The following is a 16049-nucleotide window of genomic DNA, read 5'->3' on the forward strand; positions in this document are numbered from 1 at the left end:
TCAGGATTCGCCGTCCGCGACCAGGCGGTCCCGGCCGGCGGCCTTGGCGCGGTAGAGGTTTTCGTCGGCGCGGCGGAACAGCGACTGCGGCGTTTCGCCTTCCCGCCAGTGGGCGGCGCCGGCGCTCAGGGTCAGCGCGATCGTGGAGCCGTCATCGAGCTCGACGGCATTGCGGCGCACGTGCTCCAGCACGCCGGCGGCCAGGATGATCGCATCCTCCAGCGAGGTGGCCGGCAGCAGCGCCACGAATTCCTCGCCGCCGAAGCGCGCCAGCACGTCGGAACGGCGCCGCAGCAGATTGAGCAGCACTTCGGCCACCCAGCGCAGCGCGGCGTCGCCGGCCTCGTGGCCGTGGACGTCGTTGACCCGCTTGAAGTGGTCCAGATCGAAAATGACCAGCGTACCGCGCGGGGCCGCGCCTTCGTTCGCGGCGAAGCGCGCCAGCGCCTCGTCCAGGCCGCGACGGTTGAGCAGCCCCGTCAGCGGATCGTGCAGGGTCAGTTCGCGCAGCTGCCGGTTGGCCTGCTCCAGCGCCCCCATGGTGGCGCGCAGGTCGGCCGTGCGCGACTGGACCTCGTACTGCAGCGAGCTGCGGGCGCTGGCCTCGATCTCCAGCGCCCGGCGCATCAGGTCGTGCAGTTGCATGACCTCGGCGTAGGTCAGCAGGAACATCTGGCTGCCCAGGGCGACCTGCATCCAGCGCTCCTGGGCCATGAAGCCGGGGATGTAGCCGAAGGCCGCCAGTCCGTAGGCCAGGTAGCCGGCGAAGAACACCAGCCAGGACAGCACGTACCAGCGCGCGGCGCGCTCGCCCTGGCGCAGGTGGCGCAGGCCCAGGCCGAACATCGCCACCATGCAGGCCAGGGCGTAGACCGTGTCGATCTTGATGATGAGCGAATAGGGCACGAGCAGGCTGGCCGCGAGCAGGCCTGCGCCGATCCAGGCCAGCAGCCGCATGAGCCGGGCCTGGCGCGGCCAGCGGCCGGCGTCGATCGCCAGGAAATGGCGCGTGAACCAGAGCAGGCTGAGGATGGCCAGGGTCTCGGTCAGGGGCACCGAGCGGTTCGCCAGCCAGGGCCAGTCCGGCCACAGATACTGGAAGGACAGGCCGGACATGGACGTGAGGAACAGCCCGGCGCAGAGGATGTAGGCGGTGTTGTAGAGGGACTGGCGGATCCGCAGGCGCAGGTAGAGGGCGGCGTTGAACAGGGCCAGCATGGCCAGCGCGCCCAGGAACATGCCCTGGCTCAGGCCGTGGTCCTGGGCCCAGCCGATGGCCGAGGCGCCCGAATGCAGCGACAGGGGGATGTTGATCGCGCCGCTGCTGCGCACCCGCAGCACGACCGCGAGCCGCTGCCCCGGCCCGAAATCCAGGGGCATCAGGAACAGGCGATGGCGCACCGGCCGCGCATCGAAGGGCCGGGCGTCGCCCATGCGCGCCGTGCGCAGCAGCCGCGGGGCCACCCCGGGCGCCGGGTCCTCCGCCGAGTCCGCCGCCGGGTCCGGCGCCAAGTCCGTTGCCGGGTCCGTCCCGAGGTCGTAGACCCAGACGTCGACTTCGTCGAGCAGCGGGTAGTCCAGCTGGAGAAACCAGGTGCGGGCGGCGGGTTCCAGGTTGCGCAGGGGCGCGTAGACCCAGTAGACGGACTGGTTCTGCCGGAAGACGAGCTGATCGGCGTCGCGCCGCTCCATCGGCGCGCGGCCGCCGAGGATGTCCTCCGGACCGAGGGCGTGGGCCGCGTCGCGCAGGAAGCACAGCCGCGGCAGGGAGGGGATCTCCGCCCGGGCGAAGGACAGCCCGAGCGCCGGACAGGCCGCCTCGGGTACGGCCGCCAGGGCCCGCGCCGCGCCGAGCAGGCACAGCGCCAGGCTGATCGCCGCGGCCGCGCGCGCCCACCACCGGGCATGCGCCCCCGCCGGCATCGTCGTGCCGTGCAGCGATCCAGCGGTCCCGTCGCAGTCCGACAGATCAGCCTCCCCTATGACACAGACGTGAAACGTATGATCGTTTTTCCGCATCCAAGGAGTGCCCGGCCCCCGCAGGGCCTCCCGAGAAGATTATGGATCAAAACCCGCCGGCGGGGGGCGGTTCACAGGAGAACGCCATGGCCATCTGGCCCAGCGCATTGCTGCGCATCGACGACATCGCGCGCGACACCGTCGCGGTCCATTTCCGCAAGCCCGAAGACTTCCGGTTCCAGCCGGGGCAGACCGTTTCACTGACGCTGCCGTCCGACGCGCCGGACGCCCCGGTGCTGCGGCACACCTTCTCGCTGGTCAGCGCCCCGCACGAGAACGAACTGTGCATCGCCACCCGCGTCCGCGCCACTCCCTTCAAGCAGGCCCTGGCGCGGCTGCAGCCCGGCGCCGAGCTGCGCTTCAGCGGCCCCTACGGCAAGCTCACCCCGCCGGCCGCGACGGACCGCCCCCTGGTCCTGATCGCCGGCGGCATCGGCATCACGCCCTGCATCAGCATGCTGCGCGACGCCGCGCACCGGGGCTCGGACCGGCCGTTCCTGCTGCTCTATTCCAACCGCACCCGGGAGCAGGCCGCCTTCCTGGACGAACTGCGCGAACTCGCGCGGCGCAACCCGCGCCTGCGCCTGCTGGCCACCCTGACGGGCCCGGAGGACGGCGGCTGGGACGGGCTGCGCGGCCGGATCGACGCCGCCCTGCTGCGGCAAGCCCTCCAGGGGCTGGACGCGCCGCTGTGCTACGTGACCGGCACGCCTGCCATGGTGGAGACCATCCGCGCGCTGCTGGCCGCCGCCGGCGTGCCCGACGACGCCGTCCTGGACGAGGGCTTCCATGGCTACTGAAGCCGCGGCCGGGGCCTCGGCCAAGGTCCCGATCGATGCCCGGATCGATGCCCAGATCGAGGCGCGGGCCAAAGCCCCCGATCGAGGCTGCGCCCCGCGCCCCGCGCCGCGGGACCGTGGTAGTCTAAATAGTTCACTTCGCATGCCGCAAGACCGCATCCGCCAGGAATCCGATATGCCCTCCACCGCCGCGCCCCTGCCCCCCGCCGTAGACGCCTCCGCCGCGCCCTTCATGCGCACGCCCGACCTGTCCGAGCCGGACACGGGCCGCCTGCGCGCCGCCATCCGGCGCTATTTCCTGGACACCTTCGACCGCTACGAGTCCCTGTTCCAGTGCCTGGCCGGCGACGAAGCCTATTTCGTCAAACCGATTCCCCTGCGCCATCCGCTGATCTTCTATTTCGGCCATACCGCGACCTTCTTCGTCAACAAGCTGATGCTCACGCGCCTGATCGACCGGCGCCTGGACCACCGGCTGGAGTCGGTCTTCGCCGTCGGCGTGGACGAAATGAGCTGGGACGACCTGAACGACGCCCACTACGACTGGCCCTCCGTGGCCGAGGTCCGCGCCTACCGCGGCCGCGTGCGCGCGCTGGTCCTGGACCTGATCGACCACGCCCCGCTGCAGTCCCCCATCGGCTGGCAGAACCCCTGGTGGGCCATCGTCATGGGCGTCGAGCACGAGCGCATCCACCTGGAGACGTCCTCGGTCCTGATCCGCCAGCACGCGCTGAAATACGTGCGCTCCGCACCCGGATGGGCGCCCCTGCCCGACGCCGGCGGCGAGCCGCCCGCCAACGAGCTGGTGCGCGTGTCCGCCGGCACGGTGCGCGTGGGCAAGGCCTTCGACGACCCGCAATACGGCTGGGACAACGAATACGGCAGCCACGTCGCCCAGATCGAGTCCTTCGAGGCCGGGCGCTACCTGGTCAGCAACCGCGAATATCTGGCCTTCGTCGAGGCGGGCGGCTACCGCAGCCACCGCGACTGGACCGAGGAAGGCCGCCAGTGGCTGGACTACAGCCAGGCGGAGCACCCGACCTTCTGGGTCAAGAAGACGCAGGGCTGGTTCCTGCGCCTGATGACCGAGGAAATCCCCATGCCCTGGTCCTGGCCGGTCGAGGTCAACTACCTGGAGGCCAAGGCCTTCTGCAACTGGATGGCGGCCGAGACCGGCCAGCCGGTGCGCCTGCCCACCGAGGACGAATGGTACCGGCTGTACGACGCCGCCGGCCTGCGCGATCCCGGCGACCAGCCCTGCGCCGCCAACCTGCACCTGGACCACGGCGCCTCGTCCTGCCCGGTGGACACCTGGCGCCATGGCGACTGGTACGACGTGGTGGGCAACGTCTGGCAATGGACCGAGACCCCCACCTACCCGTTCGACGGCTTCGACGTCCACCCGATCTACGACGACTTCACGACGCCGACCTTCGACGGGCGCCACAACCTCATCAAGGGCGGCTCCTGGATCGCCTGCGGCAACGAGGCCGTGCGCGCCTCGCGCTACGCCTTCCGGCGGCACTTCTTCCAGCACGCGGGCTTCCGCTACGTGGTGTCCCACGCGCCCGCCGAGGCGCCCGCCGCCTACTACGAAACCGACAAGCTGATGTCCGAATACGCCGAATTCCACTACGGCGACTCGTATTTCGGCGTGCCCAGCTTCCCGCAGACCCTGGCGCGGCGGGCCATCGAGGCCATGGGCGAGCGCCCGCGCCGCCGCGCGCTGGACCTGGGCTGCGCCTCCGGGCGGGCCACCTTCGAGCTGGCCCGCGCCTTCGAGCGGGTCACCGGGGTGGACTTCTCGGCCCGCTTCATCAACCAGGGCGTGCAGCTGATCCAGTCGGGCCAGCTGCGCTACACCCTGGCCGACGAGGGCGAGCTGGTGTCCTACAAGACCCGCACGCTGGCCGAACTGGGCCTGGGCGAGGCCGCCGAGCGGGTGGAGTTCTTCCAGGGCGACGCCTGCAACCTGAAGCCGCAGTTCACGGACTACGACCTGGTCCTGGCGGCCAACCTGATCGACCGCCTGTACGATCCGGCGCGGTTCCTGGACCAGATCCACGAGCGCATCGTGCCGGGCGGCCTGCTGCTGATCGCCTCGCCCTACACCTGGCTGGAGGAGCACACGCCCCGCGCCTCCTGGCTGGGCGGCTTCAAGAAGGACGCGGAGAACTACACCACGCTGGACGGCCTGAAGGACCACCTGGCGCCGCATTTCCAGCTGCTGGGCGCCCCCGAGGACGTGCCCTTCGTCATCCGCGAGACGCGGCGCAAGTTCCAGCACACGCTGTCGGAACTGACGATCTGGGAACGGCGTTAGGACTCCCCCACGTCGCGCAGGACGAAGTGTTCGAAGGCGTCGGGCTCCAGCGGCCGGCTGAAATGGTAGCCCTGGATGTCGTCGCAGCCGCTGGCCCGCAGGAAGGCCAGCTGCTCGGCCGTCTCCACGCCTTCGGCGATGGTGCCCATGCTCAGGCTGCGGGCCATCTGGATGATGGCCGAGGCGATCGCCTGGTCGTCCACGTCGGAATCGATGTCGCGCACGAAGCTCTGGTCGATCTTGAGCTTGTGGATCTTGAAGCGCTTGAGGTAGCTGAGCGACGAATAGCCCGTGCCGAAGTCGTCGATCGCCAGGCGGATGCCGCGCTGGTGGAGTTCCTGGATCTTCTGTGCGGCGGTCTCCGGGGTCTTCATGGCGGCCGCCTCGGTCAGTTCCAGCTCCAGGCAATGCGGCGGCACGCCCGCCTCGTCCAGCATCCGGCTGATCCGGTCGGGCAGGTCGGGCTGGTCGAACTGCACCGCCGAGAGGTTCACCGCCACGACCAGGTCCGGCAGGCCGCGGTCCAGCCAGTGCCGGACCTGCCGCAAGGCGGTGCGCAGCACCCAGTCCCCGATGGACAGGATCAGGCCGGACGACTCGGCGATCGGGATGAACTCGGCCGGGCTGACCGCCCCCCATTGGGGGGAATCCCAGCGCAGCAGGGCTTCCGCGCCGAAGATGCGGTGTTCGGACAGGCGCAGCTGCGGCTGGTAGACCAGCCGCAGTTCGCCCCGCTGCTGCGCCTGCTTCAGGGCATGGCCCAGCGCGATCAGGCGTGCGGAGCGGGCCTGCATCTCGGGCGTGAAGAAGCAACTGCCGTTGCGCCCGTCGGACTTGACCCGGTACATGGCGGTCTCGGCGTGCTTGAGCAGGATGTCGAGCTGATCGGCATCGGAGGGATACAGCGCGATGCCGACGGAGGCCGTCACGAAGGTTTCCTGGCCGTCCAGCCGCAGCGGCAGCGCCACGGCGTCCAGCAGCGCCTGCGCGCCCCGGGCGGCTTCCTGCTGGCCGGCGCCGGGCAGGATGGCCAGGAAATCGTCGCCTGACAGGCGCGAGAGGATGTCCTGCGCCCGCAGGGCCGTGCGCAGCCGGTGGGCCATTTCCTGCAGCAGCGCGTCGCCCGCCCGGTGGCCCAGCGAATCGTTGATGTCCTTGAAGCGGTCCAGGTCGATCCACAGGACGGCCAGCGCGCGGAACTGCTGGCTGGCGTACTGGAAATGCTCGTGCAGCAGCATGCGATTGGGCAGCCCGGTGAGCTGGTCGTAGTGCGACAGCTGCTGGATGCGGGCGGCGGCCTGCTTCTTTTCGGTGATGTTTTCCTTGAGCGACAGGTAGTTGGTGACCTTCCCGTCGGCGTTGCGCACCGGGTAGATGAGCACGGATTCCGTGAATTCCCGGCCGGCCTTGTCGAGGCTGACCAGTTCGCCCTTCCAGGGCTCGCCCCGGGCGATCCGGGCCCGGATGGCGGGCTGGACCGACTCCGCCATCCGCGGCGACCAGAGTTCGGTGGGGCTGCGCCCCAGCAGTTCCTGGCCGGTATAGCCGCTCAGGCGGCTGTAGGCCTCGTTGACGTACTCGATGCGGTAGTCGGTGTCCAGGATCATGATGGACACCGGGCTCTGCGCCACCGCCAGGGAAAACTTGCGCAGCATCTGTTCGTTCTCGTGCCGCTGCGTGACGTCCCGCGCGATCACGACGTAGCGGTCGATGCCGCCCGGCCGGGCCGGCTTGCGCGCCACGGACAGCTCGAACCAGCGGAGGTCCCGGCCGAGCCGCAGGCTGACGGTGCGGCCGCGCGACACGCCCTGCCGGCCCGCCTCCGCCAGCGCCGCGAGCACCGTGCCGGCGGCCTGCGGCGGCAGGATGTCCTCGACCAGCCGGCCTTTCAGGCTGGATCCGCGCCGCGACATTTCCAGGGCCTGGGCGGCATGCACGGCCAGGTAGCGGCCCCGCGCGTCCATCTCGACCACCAGGTCGGGCAGGGCCTCCAGGGTGGCCTGCAGGCGCCGCCGGGATTCTTCCAGCAGGGCGTAGGGATGCTGGACGGTTTCCACGAAGACGGCGCGGTACAGGTAGAGATAGGCCAGCACCTTGTAGAGATGCCCGAACAGGTTGTAGACGTCCATGGCGCCCATGTAGCGCGTCATGAAGAATTCGCTCTGGGCCATGATGCAGGCGGCCGCGAACAGCGCGCCGGCGTTGAAGCGGCGGGGCCCGCGCATGAGCCACAGCAGCCGGGCGGCGGCCAGCAGGTTGAGCGCAACGATCGTGTATTCGGCGCCCACGGTGAATTCGGTCGGCCCCCAGCCGGGAATGTAGGTGGCCGGCAGCCACGCCGGGGCGCGAAACAGCAGGACCGTCACGCCCGAGACCAGCAGCAGGCCGATCAGCTGCCAGCCGCTCAGGGGCATGCGGACCGGACGCACCCGCCAGGGCAGCCAGACCGCGGCCAGCAGGCCCAGGGCGCCGATCAGCCGGGCGGCGAGCCAGAAGCCGGTGCTGCGCGCGGTCGAGCCGGGCACGATGAGATCCGGCATGCCCGGCAGGGTGAGCACGTGCAGGAAATCCAGCAGCGCCACCGCCAGGAAGGCGCTGGCCACCCACAGGAGGTTGGCCGGCAGCCTTTCGTGCCGCGAGCTCCAGATGAGCCCGAAGATCAGCGAGGCCACCACGATGGACAGCGTTTCCAGCACCATGTGCAGCGGCAGGAAATTGCTGACGTCGCTGGCGGCGGCGGGCAGCCGCAAGGTCGTGACCACGACCAGGATCACCAGCAGCGCGCTGGCGGCGCCGAAGGCGCGGCGGGATTCCGCCTGGTGAGCCGGATGGAGAGTCATGGACACTACTCAAGAAACATGACACTCAATGTAACGGGCCGGCACCCCATCGGCAAGCCCTCGGCCGGCCCCGCCCTCTCAGCGCTTACTCTTACTCCAGCGTTACTCCAGCGCGATCTGCGCCTTCAGCCAGAAGACCCGCCCCGGCTCGTTGAGCCGGGTGTCCACGAAGGACACGCTGCCGGGAATGTCCACACCCGACTTCGACAGGTGCTCGGCGTAGGTCTTGTTCAGGACGTTGTCCACGCCGGCGGTGAGCAGCACGGTCTTGTTGGGCCGCCAGCCGGCATTGAGCGACAGCACGCCGAAGCCGCCGGTGGCGCCGAGGTCCTTGCCGGCGATGCCGCCCATGCCCGCGTCGTAGCGGTTCTGCGCGGCCACCAGGCGCCAGAGGATGCCCGCGGAATACGGCCCCTGGGCATAGTTCAGGCCCAGGCGGGCTTCCAGCGGCGGCTGCTGCGCCAGCGCGGTGCCGTCGGTGCGGTTCTTGCCGTACACGTAGGACAGGCTGGCCACGCCCTGCCAGGACGGGTGGAACTGCCAGGCGGCGTCCAGCTCGCCGCCCATGACCGTGGCGTCGACGTTGCGCGTCAGGCTGCGGTTCCAGTCGATGAGGATGTAGTCGTCCACGCGGCTGTAGAAGGCCGAGGCCGACAGCGTGTAGGGGCCGCTGCGCCAGGTCGTGCCGACGTCCAGCTGGTTGAGCTTTTCCGGCTTGGTGGACAGGAAGGCGCTGTTGCCGCCGTCGGCGCCGCCCTTCATCAGCTCCCAGTAGTCGGGGAAGCGCTCGGAATGGCCGAGCCCGGCGTACCAGGTGCTGTGGTCGCCATAATCCCGCTCGTAGCGCAGGAAGCCGCTGGTCAGGGTGCGGTCGTTATCGCGCCCCGCGGTGGCCGACTTGGCGGGCGCGCGCTTGTCGCGCGCCTCGATCCAATCGACCCGCAGGCCGCCGACCACCCGATCCGCCTCGGTGAGGAACCAGGTGCTTTCGCCGAAGACGCCGTGCTGCTCGAAGCGCATGTCCTCCACCCGCGAAGCCGCCAGGAAGGCGGCGTCGGCGGCATCGGCCGAAGCCTGCATGCCGCTGCCGCGCGCGCGGTGCACGTCCTGCTTGGCGTCGGCCCCGACGACCACTTCCCAGGATGCGGCCGGCCGCAGCGTGGCGCTCAGCCGCCCGCCCGTGGTGCGGCGGTCCGGATTGCTGGCCATGTAGGACTTCTGGCCCATCTTGTTCGCGCTCGGCGAACGCAGGGTGTAGTTGTCCATGACGTGGTCCACGTAGTTGTAGTAGACCCGCCCCTCGACTTCATCGACCAGGCCGCCCATGCGCTTGCGCTCGAACATCAGGGACACGTTCTCGCGCTTGAACTTCGAGCCGTCCATGCTGCGGTCGGCGTAGGCGGCGCGGCCGTCGCTGACCGCGGCGGACAGCTCGATGCGCGTCTTGTCGTCCGGCGTCAGCCCGATGGCGGCGTGGCTGCTCCAGCGCAGGTATTCGGAATGCACGCGGTTGCCGTCGCCGTCCTCGTAGTCGTCGGCCTGGGCGCGGGTGCCCCCGGCGCGCACGTACGCCTGCGGCCCGCCGACCAGCACGTCGGCCATCTGGTCGTTGCGCCCGAAGCTGCCCAGGGTCAGGCTGCCATCGGCCTTCCAGCCGAACGACTCCATGCGCTTGACCTCGCGCTCGAACAGCACCACGCCGGCCGACTGGCCCGCGCCGTAGCGCACGCTCTGCGGCCCTTTGAGGACGGTGACGCGGTCGTAGGATTCGGGATAGACGTAGGCCGTGGGCGGGTCCATGCGTCCGCCGCAGCCGCCGTAGATTTCCTGGCCGTCGAGCAGGATGCCCAGGCGCGAGCCGGAAAAGCCGCGCAGCACCGGATCGCCGTCGGTGCCGCCCTTGCGGATCACGGAGAAGCCGGGGATGCTCTTGAGAAAATCCGCGCCATCATGGGCGGGGACGGGCTGGCGCGGGGCCTTCGGATCGGTCCGCACCACCAGGGGTTCGTCCGCGGCGGGCGCGGTGACGACCACGGGAGTCAGCGCCCGCACGGGCTGGGACAGCGCGGCCCGCGGCAGGCCGAGCGTCATCAGGGCGACCGGGATCCCGGCCACCCACAAGGTTTCCTTCTTCATCAGAGTCTCGATAGGCGAAAAAGCTGAAAGACATCCAGGGCCGCCCACGGCCGATGCAGCAGGCCGGGGCGGCCCCGAAACAAGAGAATGCCCCCACGCCGCGCCTTCGGCTTGCGTCCACCTCGCAGCTTGCATGCTGCTCGGATTCGGCAGGCGCGGGATAGTCCTCAAGGGACTACCCCGTGTCCCGCCTCATCCCCCCGAGGGGGCCGTTTTGCCTTGGGGCGGCCCGGCGGCAAAAAATCAGGGTTTCAGCAGGAACGAGACGGGGGGCAGCGCGCGGGCGGCCATTCCCAGGTGCCGGCGATCCGCGCGGCGCAGGGAGCTTCGTCGAACCCAGCCGCGGGCTGGACCCAGGGCGCGGCCGGCACGGGGGTGCCGGCCAGGGCGGCCGCCGGAGGGGCGGGATGGGTGGCGCACAGCGGGCAATGGCCGGTGCGCAGCATGCGCGGCGTGCCCGAACCGTCCGGATCGTCCGATCCGGAGTCCAGGTCCATGATCACCATGCCGGCCGGCGTGCAGGCCACGATCTGCACGCCCCGCAGGGGATCGGACGGCGGTACGCCGGCGAACACCGGCCCGATCACCTGGAGCCAGAGCCCCAGGATCAGCAGCCAGTGGATGACGGCGCATCCGCGTGTACGCTTGCCCGCATGTCGCATGCAAGCATTCTATGCGGCGCGCCCCGCGCTCCTGTTGACGCCGGTCAAGCCGCGCGTCGGCGGCGGGCGTCCGCGGGCACGTTCCGGGCCGTCCGGCGCAGGGCGGACCCGGCTGAGGGGCGCAGGGCTGGCTCATGGGCGGCTCATGGGAGGATCATCGGCGGAGATCATGGGCGGATCATGGGAGGCATGGGGAAAGCCCATGGGGGGCACATCCATATTTCCATGAGCGATATGCAGATAGTCCGAAAACCTTTGCGGCTTGAAGGACATCTCATTAGAATGAAAACCCATAAGACGCGGCATTCATATAACTCGCTCCACTGATTCCCATCGTGCTCATGGAATCGATGGATCCCTCTCCGGCCATCATGAAGAAAAAACTCTCCGCCCTGCTGCTCGCCTCCCTGCTCCCCCTGCTGGCCGCCGCGCCGGCCGCCCACGCGGCCACGGACGACCTCGCCGCCATCCAGAAGGCCGGCGTCCTGCGCATCGGCACCGAAGGCACCTACGCGCCGTTCTCCTACCACGACGCCAAGGACAACCGCCTGGTCGGCTTCGACGTGGACATCGGTCGCGCCATCGCCCAGCGGCTGGGCGTCAAGGCGCAGTTCGTGGAAGGCAAATGGGACGGCCTGATCGCCGGGCTGGACGTCAACCGCTACGACGTGGTCATCAACCAGGTCGGCATCAGTCCCGAGCGGCAGGCCAAGTTCGACTTCTCCAAGCCCTACATCGCCTCGGCCGCGGCGCTGATCGTGCGCGAGGACAACGACACGATCCACGCCTTCTCCGACCTGAAGGGCAAGCGCTCGGCCAACACCATCACCAGCAACTTCGGCAAGCTCGCCCAGCGCAGCGGCGCGGAAGTGGTGCCTGTGCAAGGTTTCAACGACGCCATCGCCCTGCTGACCTCGGGCCGCGTGGACGCGACCGTCAACGACGAGCTGTCCTTCCTGGACTTCAAGCACCAGCAGCCCAAGGCCAAGGTCAAGGTCGTCGCCACCGACGACAGCGCCGAGTTCGGCCAGTCCGGCGTGCTGATGCGCAAGAACCAGCCGGCCCTGAAGGCCGCCATCGACAAGGCGCTGGACGGCCTGCGCGACGACGGCACCTACAAGCAGATCTCCGAACGCTATTTCGGCGCGGACCTGTCCGCCAAGCTCAAGTAGGCCCGGTCAAGCAAGCAGGCAGGCCCGCCCCGCGCGCCCGCGACACGACACGCAGGAGCCCCGATGCCCGACTGGCTGCGCCTGATGACGGACTCCCTCTGGCCGCTGCTGGTCGGGGGAATCCGGTTCACCGTGCCGCTCGCGCTCCTGTCCTTCGCGGCCGGGCTGCTGCTGGCCTTCCTGAGCGCGATCGCGCGGCTGTTCGGGCCGCCGCCGCTGGTGGCGCTGGTGCGGTTCTACGTCTGGCTGATCCGCGGCACGCCGCTGCTGGTGCAGCTGTTCGTGATCTTCTACGGCCTGCCCAGCGTCGGCTTCGTGCTGGATCCGCTGCCGGCCGCCCTGATCGGCTTTTCGCTCAACGTGGGCGCCTACAACGCCGAGGTCATCCGCAGCGCCATCGAGGCCATCCCCAAGGGGCAATGGGACGCCGCGTATTCGCTCAGCATGACGCGCGCGCAGGCGCTGCGGCGCACGGTGCTGCCCCAGGCGGCGCGCGTGGCCGTGCCGCCGCTGGCCAATTCCTTCATCGCCCTGGTGAAGGACACCTCGCTGGCCGCCGTGATCACCGTGCCGGAGATCTTCCAGGCGGCCCAGCGCATCGCCTCCGTCACCTACGAGCCGCTGATCCTGTACGTCGAGGCGGCGCTGATCTACCTGGTGCTCTGCTCCTTCCTGTCGGCCGCGCAGGCCCGCCTGGAACGCCATTTCGGCCAGCACGCCGTCTTCACCGAGGGGCAGCGATGATCGAACTGCGCGGCATCCGCAAGTCCTTCGCCGGCAACGAGGTGCTGCACGGCGTCGACGTCGTCGTCCCCGAAGGCCAGGTGACCGCCCTGATCGGCCCGTCGGGCAGCGGCAAGAGCACCCTGCTGCGCTGCGTCAACCTGCTGGACGCGCCCGACGCGGGCCGGCTGACGCTGGGCGAGGAAAGCCTGGAATTCCAGCCCGGCCGCCCGCCGGCGCGCGCGGCGGTGCAGCGCATCCGCCAGCAGACCGGCATGGTGTTCCAGAACTTCCAGCTGTTCCCCCACCGGACCGCCGTGCAGAACGTGATGGAAGGCCTGGTGACGGTGAAGGGCTGGAGCCGCGAACGCGCCCGCGAACGCGCCCTCGGGCTGCTGGACAAGGTCGGCCTGCGCGAGAAGGCCGACGCCTGGCCGTCCAGCCTGTCGGGCGGCCAGCAGCAGCGCGTGGCCATCGCCCGCGCGCTGGCGCCCGAGCCACGCGTGCTGCTGTGCGACGAGCCCACGTCGGCCCTGGACCCGGGACTGGCGGCGGAGGTGGTCGCCGTCCTGGCCGACCTGGCCGCCGAGGGCATGACCATGCTGATGGCCACCCATGACCTGCGCCTGGCGGCGCAGGTCGCGCGCCAGACCGTGTTCCTGCAGGACGGCGCGGTGGTCGAGGCCCGGCCGTCGGCCGAGCTGTTCCGCAATCCGCAGGACCCGCGCACGCAGCGCTTCGTGGCCACGCTGAAGGCTGACACCACCGCGTAAGGCGGCCGCGCGGATTCGTCAGGCGTGAGTCGTCAAGGATTGGGGCATCTCCCCACCTCGCCGCTTGCAAGCGGCTCGGATTCGTCAGGCACAGGGCAGTCCGCAGGGACGGCCCTGTGCCCAGACTCATCCGCCGTGTATTTCGCCCCCGCCACGCAGGCCACGACGAAGGCGGTGACCGCCAGCATGACCGGCGTGACGGGCTCGCCCAGCAGCCAGGCGGCCAGCATCAGGCCCATGAAGGGCTGCAGCAGTTGCAGCTGGCCGACGGCGGCGATGCCGCCCTGGGCCAGTCCCCGGTACCAGAAGATGAAGCCCACCAGCATGCTGAAGACCGCCACGTAGGCCAGGCCGCCCCAGGCGGAGGCGGGGATGCCGGTCCATACGGCCGGGCGCAGGACCACGGACAGGGGCAGGCTGAGCGGCAGCGACAGCACCAGCACCCAGCAGATGACCTGCCAGCCGCCCAGGCGGCGCGACAGGCGCCCGCCTTCGGCATAGCCGTAGCCGCAGGTGACGATGGCGACCATCATCAGGGCATCGGCGCCCAGCGAGCCGGAGCCGTCCCGGCTGAGAGCGAAGCCGGCCACCGAGGCCGCGCCCAGGATGGCGAACGCCCAGAAGGCGCGGGACGGCCGCTCGCCGCCCAGCCAGGTGCCGAAGATCGCCGTCGCCAGCGGCAGCAGGCCGATGAAGACCAGGGAATGCGCCGAGGTGATGGTGCGCAGGGCCAGGGCGGAAAAGAGGGGAAAGCCGAGCACCACGCCGAAGGCCACCAGCAGCAGGGTGCGCAGGTCGGCGCGTCCGGGCCGGGGGCTGCGCGTGAAGGCCAGCGCGGCCAGGGCCAGCAGGCCGGCCAGGGCGGCGCGCGCCGCCGTGACGAAGAGGGGGTCGAGCCCCAGGACGGCCAGCCGCGTCGCCGGCAGCGAACCGCTGAAGATCGCGACCCCGATCATGCCGTTGATCCAGCCGCGCGTGGTGGTGTTCATCCGTGTTCCTTTTCTGTACGGGAGGTGGGCGAGGACTCCAGCTTGCCTTGCCGCCAGGGCGGAATCCAGATACAGTGCAGTACAGTATCGATGAACTGTACTGATCGGATCCCCCCGCCCATCCTGCGCCCCCGGCCCGGGCATGGCCGCCGCCCATGGACATCCCGCTCTCCCCTGCTCCGGGCCGCACCGCCGGCATCATGCGCTTCGTGCGCCAGCGCATCGCGGCCCGCGAATGGCCGCCCGGCGCACGCCTGCCGTCCCTGCGGGCCATGGCGCAGCAGCACGGCGTCTCCAAGTCCACCGTCGTCGAGGCCTACGACCGGCTGGCGGCCGAAGGCGCCATCCGTGCGCGCCCCGGCGCCGGCTTCTACGTCGCCGGGCCCCTGGCCCCGCTGGCGCTGGCGGAGATCGGCCCGCGCCTGGACCGCCAGATCGATCCCCTGTGGGTCTCGCGCCAGTCGCTGGACCTCGGCGCCCAGGCCCTGAAGCCCGGCTGCGGCTGGCTGCCCGACGACTGGATGCCCCGGGACGCCATCCGCCGCGCCCTGCGCCAGGTGGCGCGCGATCCCGCCGCCCCGCTGACGGACTACGCCCCCGCCCTGGGCCTGCCGGCGCTGCGCACCCAGATCGCCCGCCACCTGGGCACGCGCGGCCTCGCGGTCGATCCCCGCCACATCCTGCTGACCGATTCCGGAACCCAGGCCGTGGATCTGCTGTGCCGCTTCCTGATCGAGCCGGGCGATGCCGTCCTGGTGGACGACCCCTGCTATTTCAACTTCCTGGCGCTGCTGCGCGCGCACCGCGCCCGCATCGTCGGCGTGCCCCACACGCCCGACGGTCCGGACATGGACCGCTTCGAGGCCGCCCTGCGGGAACACCGCCCGCGCCTCTACCTCAGCAACGCCGGGCCGCACAACCCGACGGGCGCGCGGCTGTCGGCCGCCAAGGCGCGGCGCATCCGGGCGCTGGCGCACGACCACGACCTGATCCTGATCGAGGACGACATCTTCGGCGACTTCGAGTCCCGGCCCGCCGCCCGGCTGGCGGCCGACGACAGCCGCGACCGGGTCGCGCAGGTCGGCAGCTTTTCCAAGACCCTGTCCGCCAGCCTGCGCTGCGGCTATCTGATCGCGCGCGAGGACTGGCTCGACGCGCTGGCCGACCTGCGCACCGCGACGACATTCTCCGGCGCCGGCCTGACCCAGGCGGTCATCGCCCGGCTGCTGCGCGACGGCGCCTGGCAGCAGCACACGCGGCTGCTGCGCCAGCGCCTGGCCCTGGCCATGCCGCGCGCCATCCGCCTGTTGGGCGCCCTGGGCCTGCGGCCTTGGCACGAGCCCGAGGACGGCATGTTCCTGTGGTGCCGGCTGCCCGACGGCATCGACGGTGCGCGCCTGGCGCAGGCGGGCCTGCAGCAGGGCCTGATGCTGGCGCCCGGCAACGTCTTCAGCCAGGCGCAGGCGGCGGGCGCCATGATGCGTTTCAACGTGTCGCAGATGGACGATCCCCGCCTGCCCGACCGTCTGGCTACACTGATCAGGACCTGTCCGCGCTGATCAGGGACGCACCCGGCCCGCCGGGGCGCCCGGCGCCCATTCCCTTTTTCCCG

General features: G+C 70.4%; 11 protein-coding genes. 6 read left to right on the forward strand and 5 right to left on the reverse strand.

Annotation, left to right across the window (positions count from 1 at the left end; translation table 11 throughout):
* The gene (locus BN940_RS15225) at positions 1–2019 is read right to left on the reverse strand and encodes a sensor domain-containing diguanylate cyclase (RefSeq protein WP_084330726.1); all 2019 of its coding nucleotides are present in this window, start codon (positions 2017–2019) and stop codon (positions 1–3) included.
* An 86-nt stretch (positions 2020–2105) separates the two neighbouring features.
* On the opposite strand from BN940_RS15225, the gene BN940_RS15230 reads away from it, so the two are divergent.
* Both BN940_RS15230 and ovoA read left to right on the forward strand, forming a co-directional pair.
* Positions 2106–2819 (forward strand): ferredoxin--NADP reductase, encoded by a 714-nt coding sequence (locus tag BN940_RS15230; RefSeq protein WP_043684344.1) that lies wholly within the window; start codon positions 2106–2108, stop codon positions 2817–2819.
* The gene (ovoA, locus tag BN940_RS15235; protein ID WP_242404210.1) at positions 2809–5142 is read left to right on the forward strand and encodes a 5-histidylcysteine sulfoxide synthase; all 2334 of its coding nucleotides are present in this window, start codon (positions 2809–2811) and stop codon (positions 5140–5142) included. Before BN940_RS15230 ends, ovoA begins: the two co-directional genes overlap by 11 nt.
* Here the strand turns inward: ovoA and BN940_RS15240 are convergent.
* From BN940_RS15240 to BN940_RS15250, 3 genes are all read right to left on the reverse strand, one after another.
* The gene (locus BN940_RS15240) at positions 5139–7982 is read right to left on the reverse strand and encodes a bifunctional diguanylate cyclase/phosphodiesterase (protein ID WP_052355940.1); all 2844 of its coding nucleotides are present in this window, start codon (positions 7980–7982) and stop codon (positions 5139–5141) included. The genes ovoA and BN940_RS15240 overlap by 4 nt on opposite strands.
* Positions 7983–8084: 102 nt before the next feature.
* Positions 8085–10118, reverse strand: a complete 2034-nt coding sequence (locus BN940_RS15245) for a TonB-dependent copper receptor (protein ID WP_043684351.1) — start codon at positions 10116–10118, stop codon at positions 8085–8087.
* Positions 10119–10369: 251 nt separating this feature from the next.
* The gene (locus tag BN940_RS15250; RefSeq protein ID WP_043684353.1) at positions 10370–10780 is read right to left on the reverse strand and encodes a DUF2946 family protein; all 411 of its coding nucleotides are present in this window, start codon (positions 10778–10780) and stop codon (positions 10370–10372) included.
* A gap of 371 nt (positions 10781–11151) precedes the next feature.
* On the opposite strand from BN940_RS15250, the gene BN940_RS15255 reads away from it, so the two are divergent.
* The 3 genes from BN940_RS15255 (at position 11152) to BN940_RS15265 (ending at position 13448) form a co-directional block, all read left to right on the forward strand.
* Positions 11152–11952: an amino acid ABC transporter substrate-binding protein gene (locus BN940_RS15255; protein ID WP_043687652.1), complete on the forward strand. Its 801-nt coding sequence runs from the start codon at positions 11152–11154 to the stop codon at positions 11950–11952.
* A 63-nt stretch (positions 11953–12015) separates the two neighbouring features.
* Positions 12016–12696: an amino acid ABC transporter permease gene (locus BN940_RS15260; RefSeq protein WP_043684359.1), complete on the forward strand. Its 681-nt coding sequence runs from the start codon at positions 12016–12018 to the stop codon at positions 12694–12696.
* Complete coding sequence (locus tag BN940_RS15265; RefSeq protein ID WP_043684362.1) at positions 12693–13448, forward strand: amino acid ABC transporter ATP-binding protein; 756 nt, start codon at positions 12693–12695, stop codon at positions 13446–13448. Before BN940_RS15260 ends, BN940_RS15265 begins: the two co-directional genes overlap by 4 nt.
* 32 nt (positions 13449–13480) lie before the next feature.
* Here BN940_RS15265 and BN940_RS15270 read toward each other — a convergent pair whose 3' ends face one another.
* Positions 13481–14437, reverse strand: coding sequence for a DMT family transporter (locus BN940_RS15270; protein ID WP_084330727.1), 957 nt, complete (start codon positions 14435–14437; stop codon positions 13481–13483).
* Positions 14438–14592: 155 nt separating this feature from the next.
* Here BN940_RS15270 and BN940_RS15275 point away from each other — a divergent pair, with 155 nt between their 5' ends.
* Positions 14593–15996, forward strand: a complete 1404-nt coding sequence (locus BN940_RS15275) for an aminotransferase-like domain-containing protein (RefSeq protein WP_043684365.1) — start codon at positions 14593–14595, stop codon at positions 15994–15996.
* Positions 15997–16049: the final 53 nt, after the last annotated feature.

The sequence above is a fragment of the Castellaniella defragrans 65Phen genome (assembly GCF_000612685.1).
In the GTDB taxonomy this organism is placed as follows: domain Bacteria; phylum Pseudomonadota; class Gammaproteobacteria; order Burkholderiales; family Burkholderiaceae_B; genus Castellaniella; species Castellaniella defragrans.

Coding starts and splice junctions, on each gene's coding strand:
- ovoA (WP_242404210.1), top strand. CDS start 2,809: ATGGCTACTGAAGCCGCGGCCGGGGCCTCGGCCAAGGTCCCGATCGAT.
- BN940_RS15270 (WP_084330727.1), bottom strand. CDS start 14,437: ATGAACACCACCACGCGCGGCTGGATCAACGGCATGATCGGGGTCGCG.
- BN940_RS15265 (WP_043684362.1), top strand. CDS start 12,693: ATGATCGAACTGCGCGGCATCCGCAAGTCCTTCGCCGGCAACGAGGTG.
- BN940_RS15250 (WP_043684353.1), bottom strand. CDS start 10,780: ATGCGACATGCGGGCAAGCGTACACGCGGATGCGCCGTCATCCACTGG.
- BN940_RS15255 (WP_043687652.1), top strand. CDS start 11,152: ATGAAGAAAAAACTCTCCGCCCTGCTGCTCGCCTCCCTGCTCCCCCTG.
- BN940_RS15245 (WP_043684351.1), bottom strand. CDS start 10,118: ATGAAGAAGGAAACCTTGTGGGTGGCCGGGATCCCGGTCGCCCTGATG.
- BN940_RS15230 (WP_043684344.1), top strand. CDS start 2,106: ATGGCCATCTGGCCCAGCGCATTGCTGCGCATCGACGACATCGCGCGC.
- BN940_RS15225 (WP_084330726.1), bottom strand. CDS start 2,019: ATGCGGAAAAACGATCATACGTTTCACGTCTGTGTCATAGGGGAGGCT.
- BN940_RS15275 (WP_043684365.1), top strand. CDS start 14,593: ATGGACATCCCGCTCTCCCCTGCTCCGGGCCGCACCGCCGGCATCATG.
- BN940_RS15260 (WP_043684359.1), top strand. CDS start 12,016: ATGCCCGACTGGCTGCGCCTGATGACGGACTCCCTCTGGCCGCTGCTG.
- BN940_RS15240 (WP_052355940.1), bottom strand. CDS start 7,982: ATGACTCTCCATCCGGCTCACCAGGCGGAATCCCGCCGCGCCTTCGGC.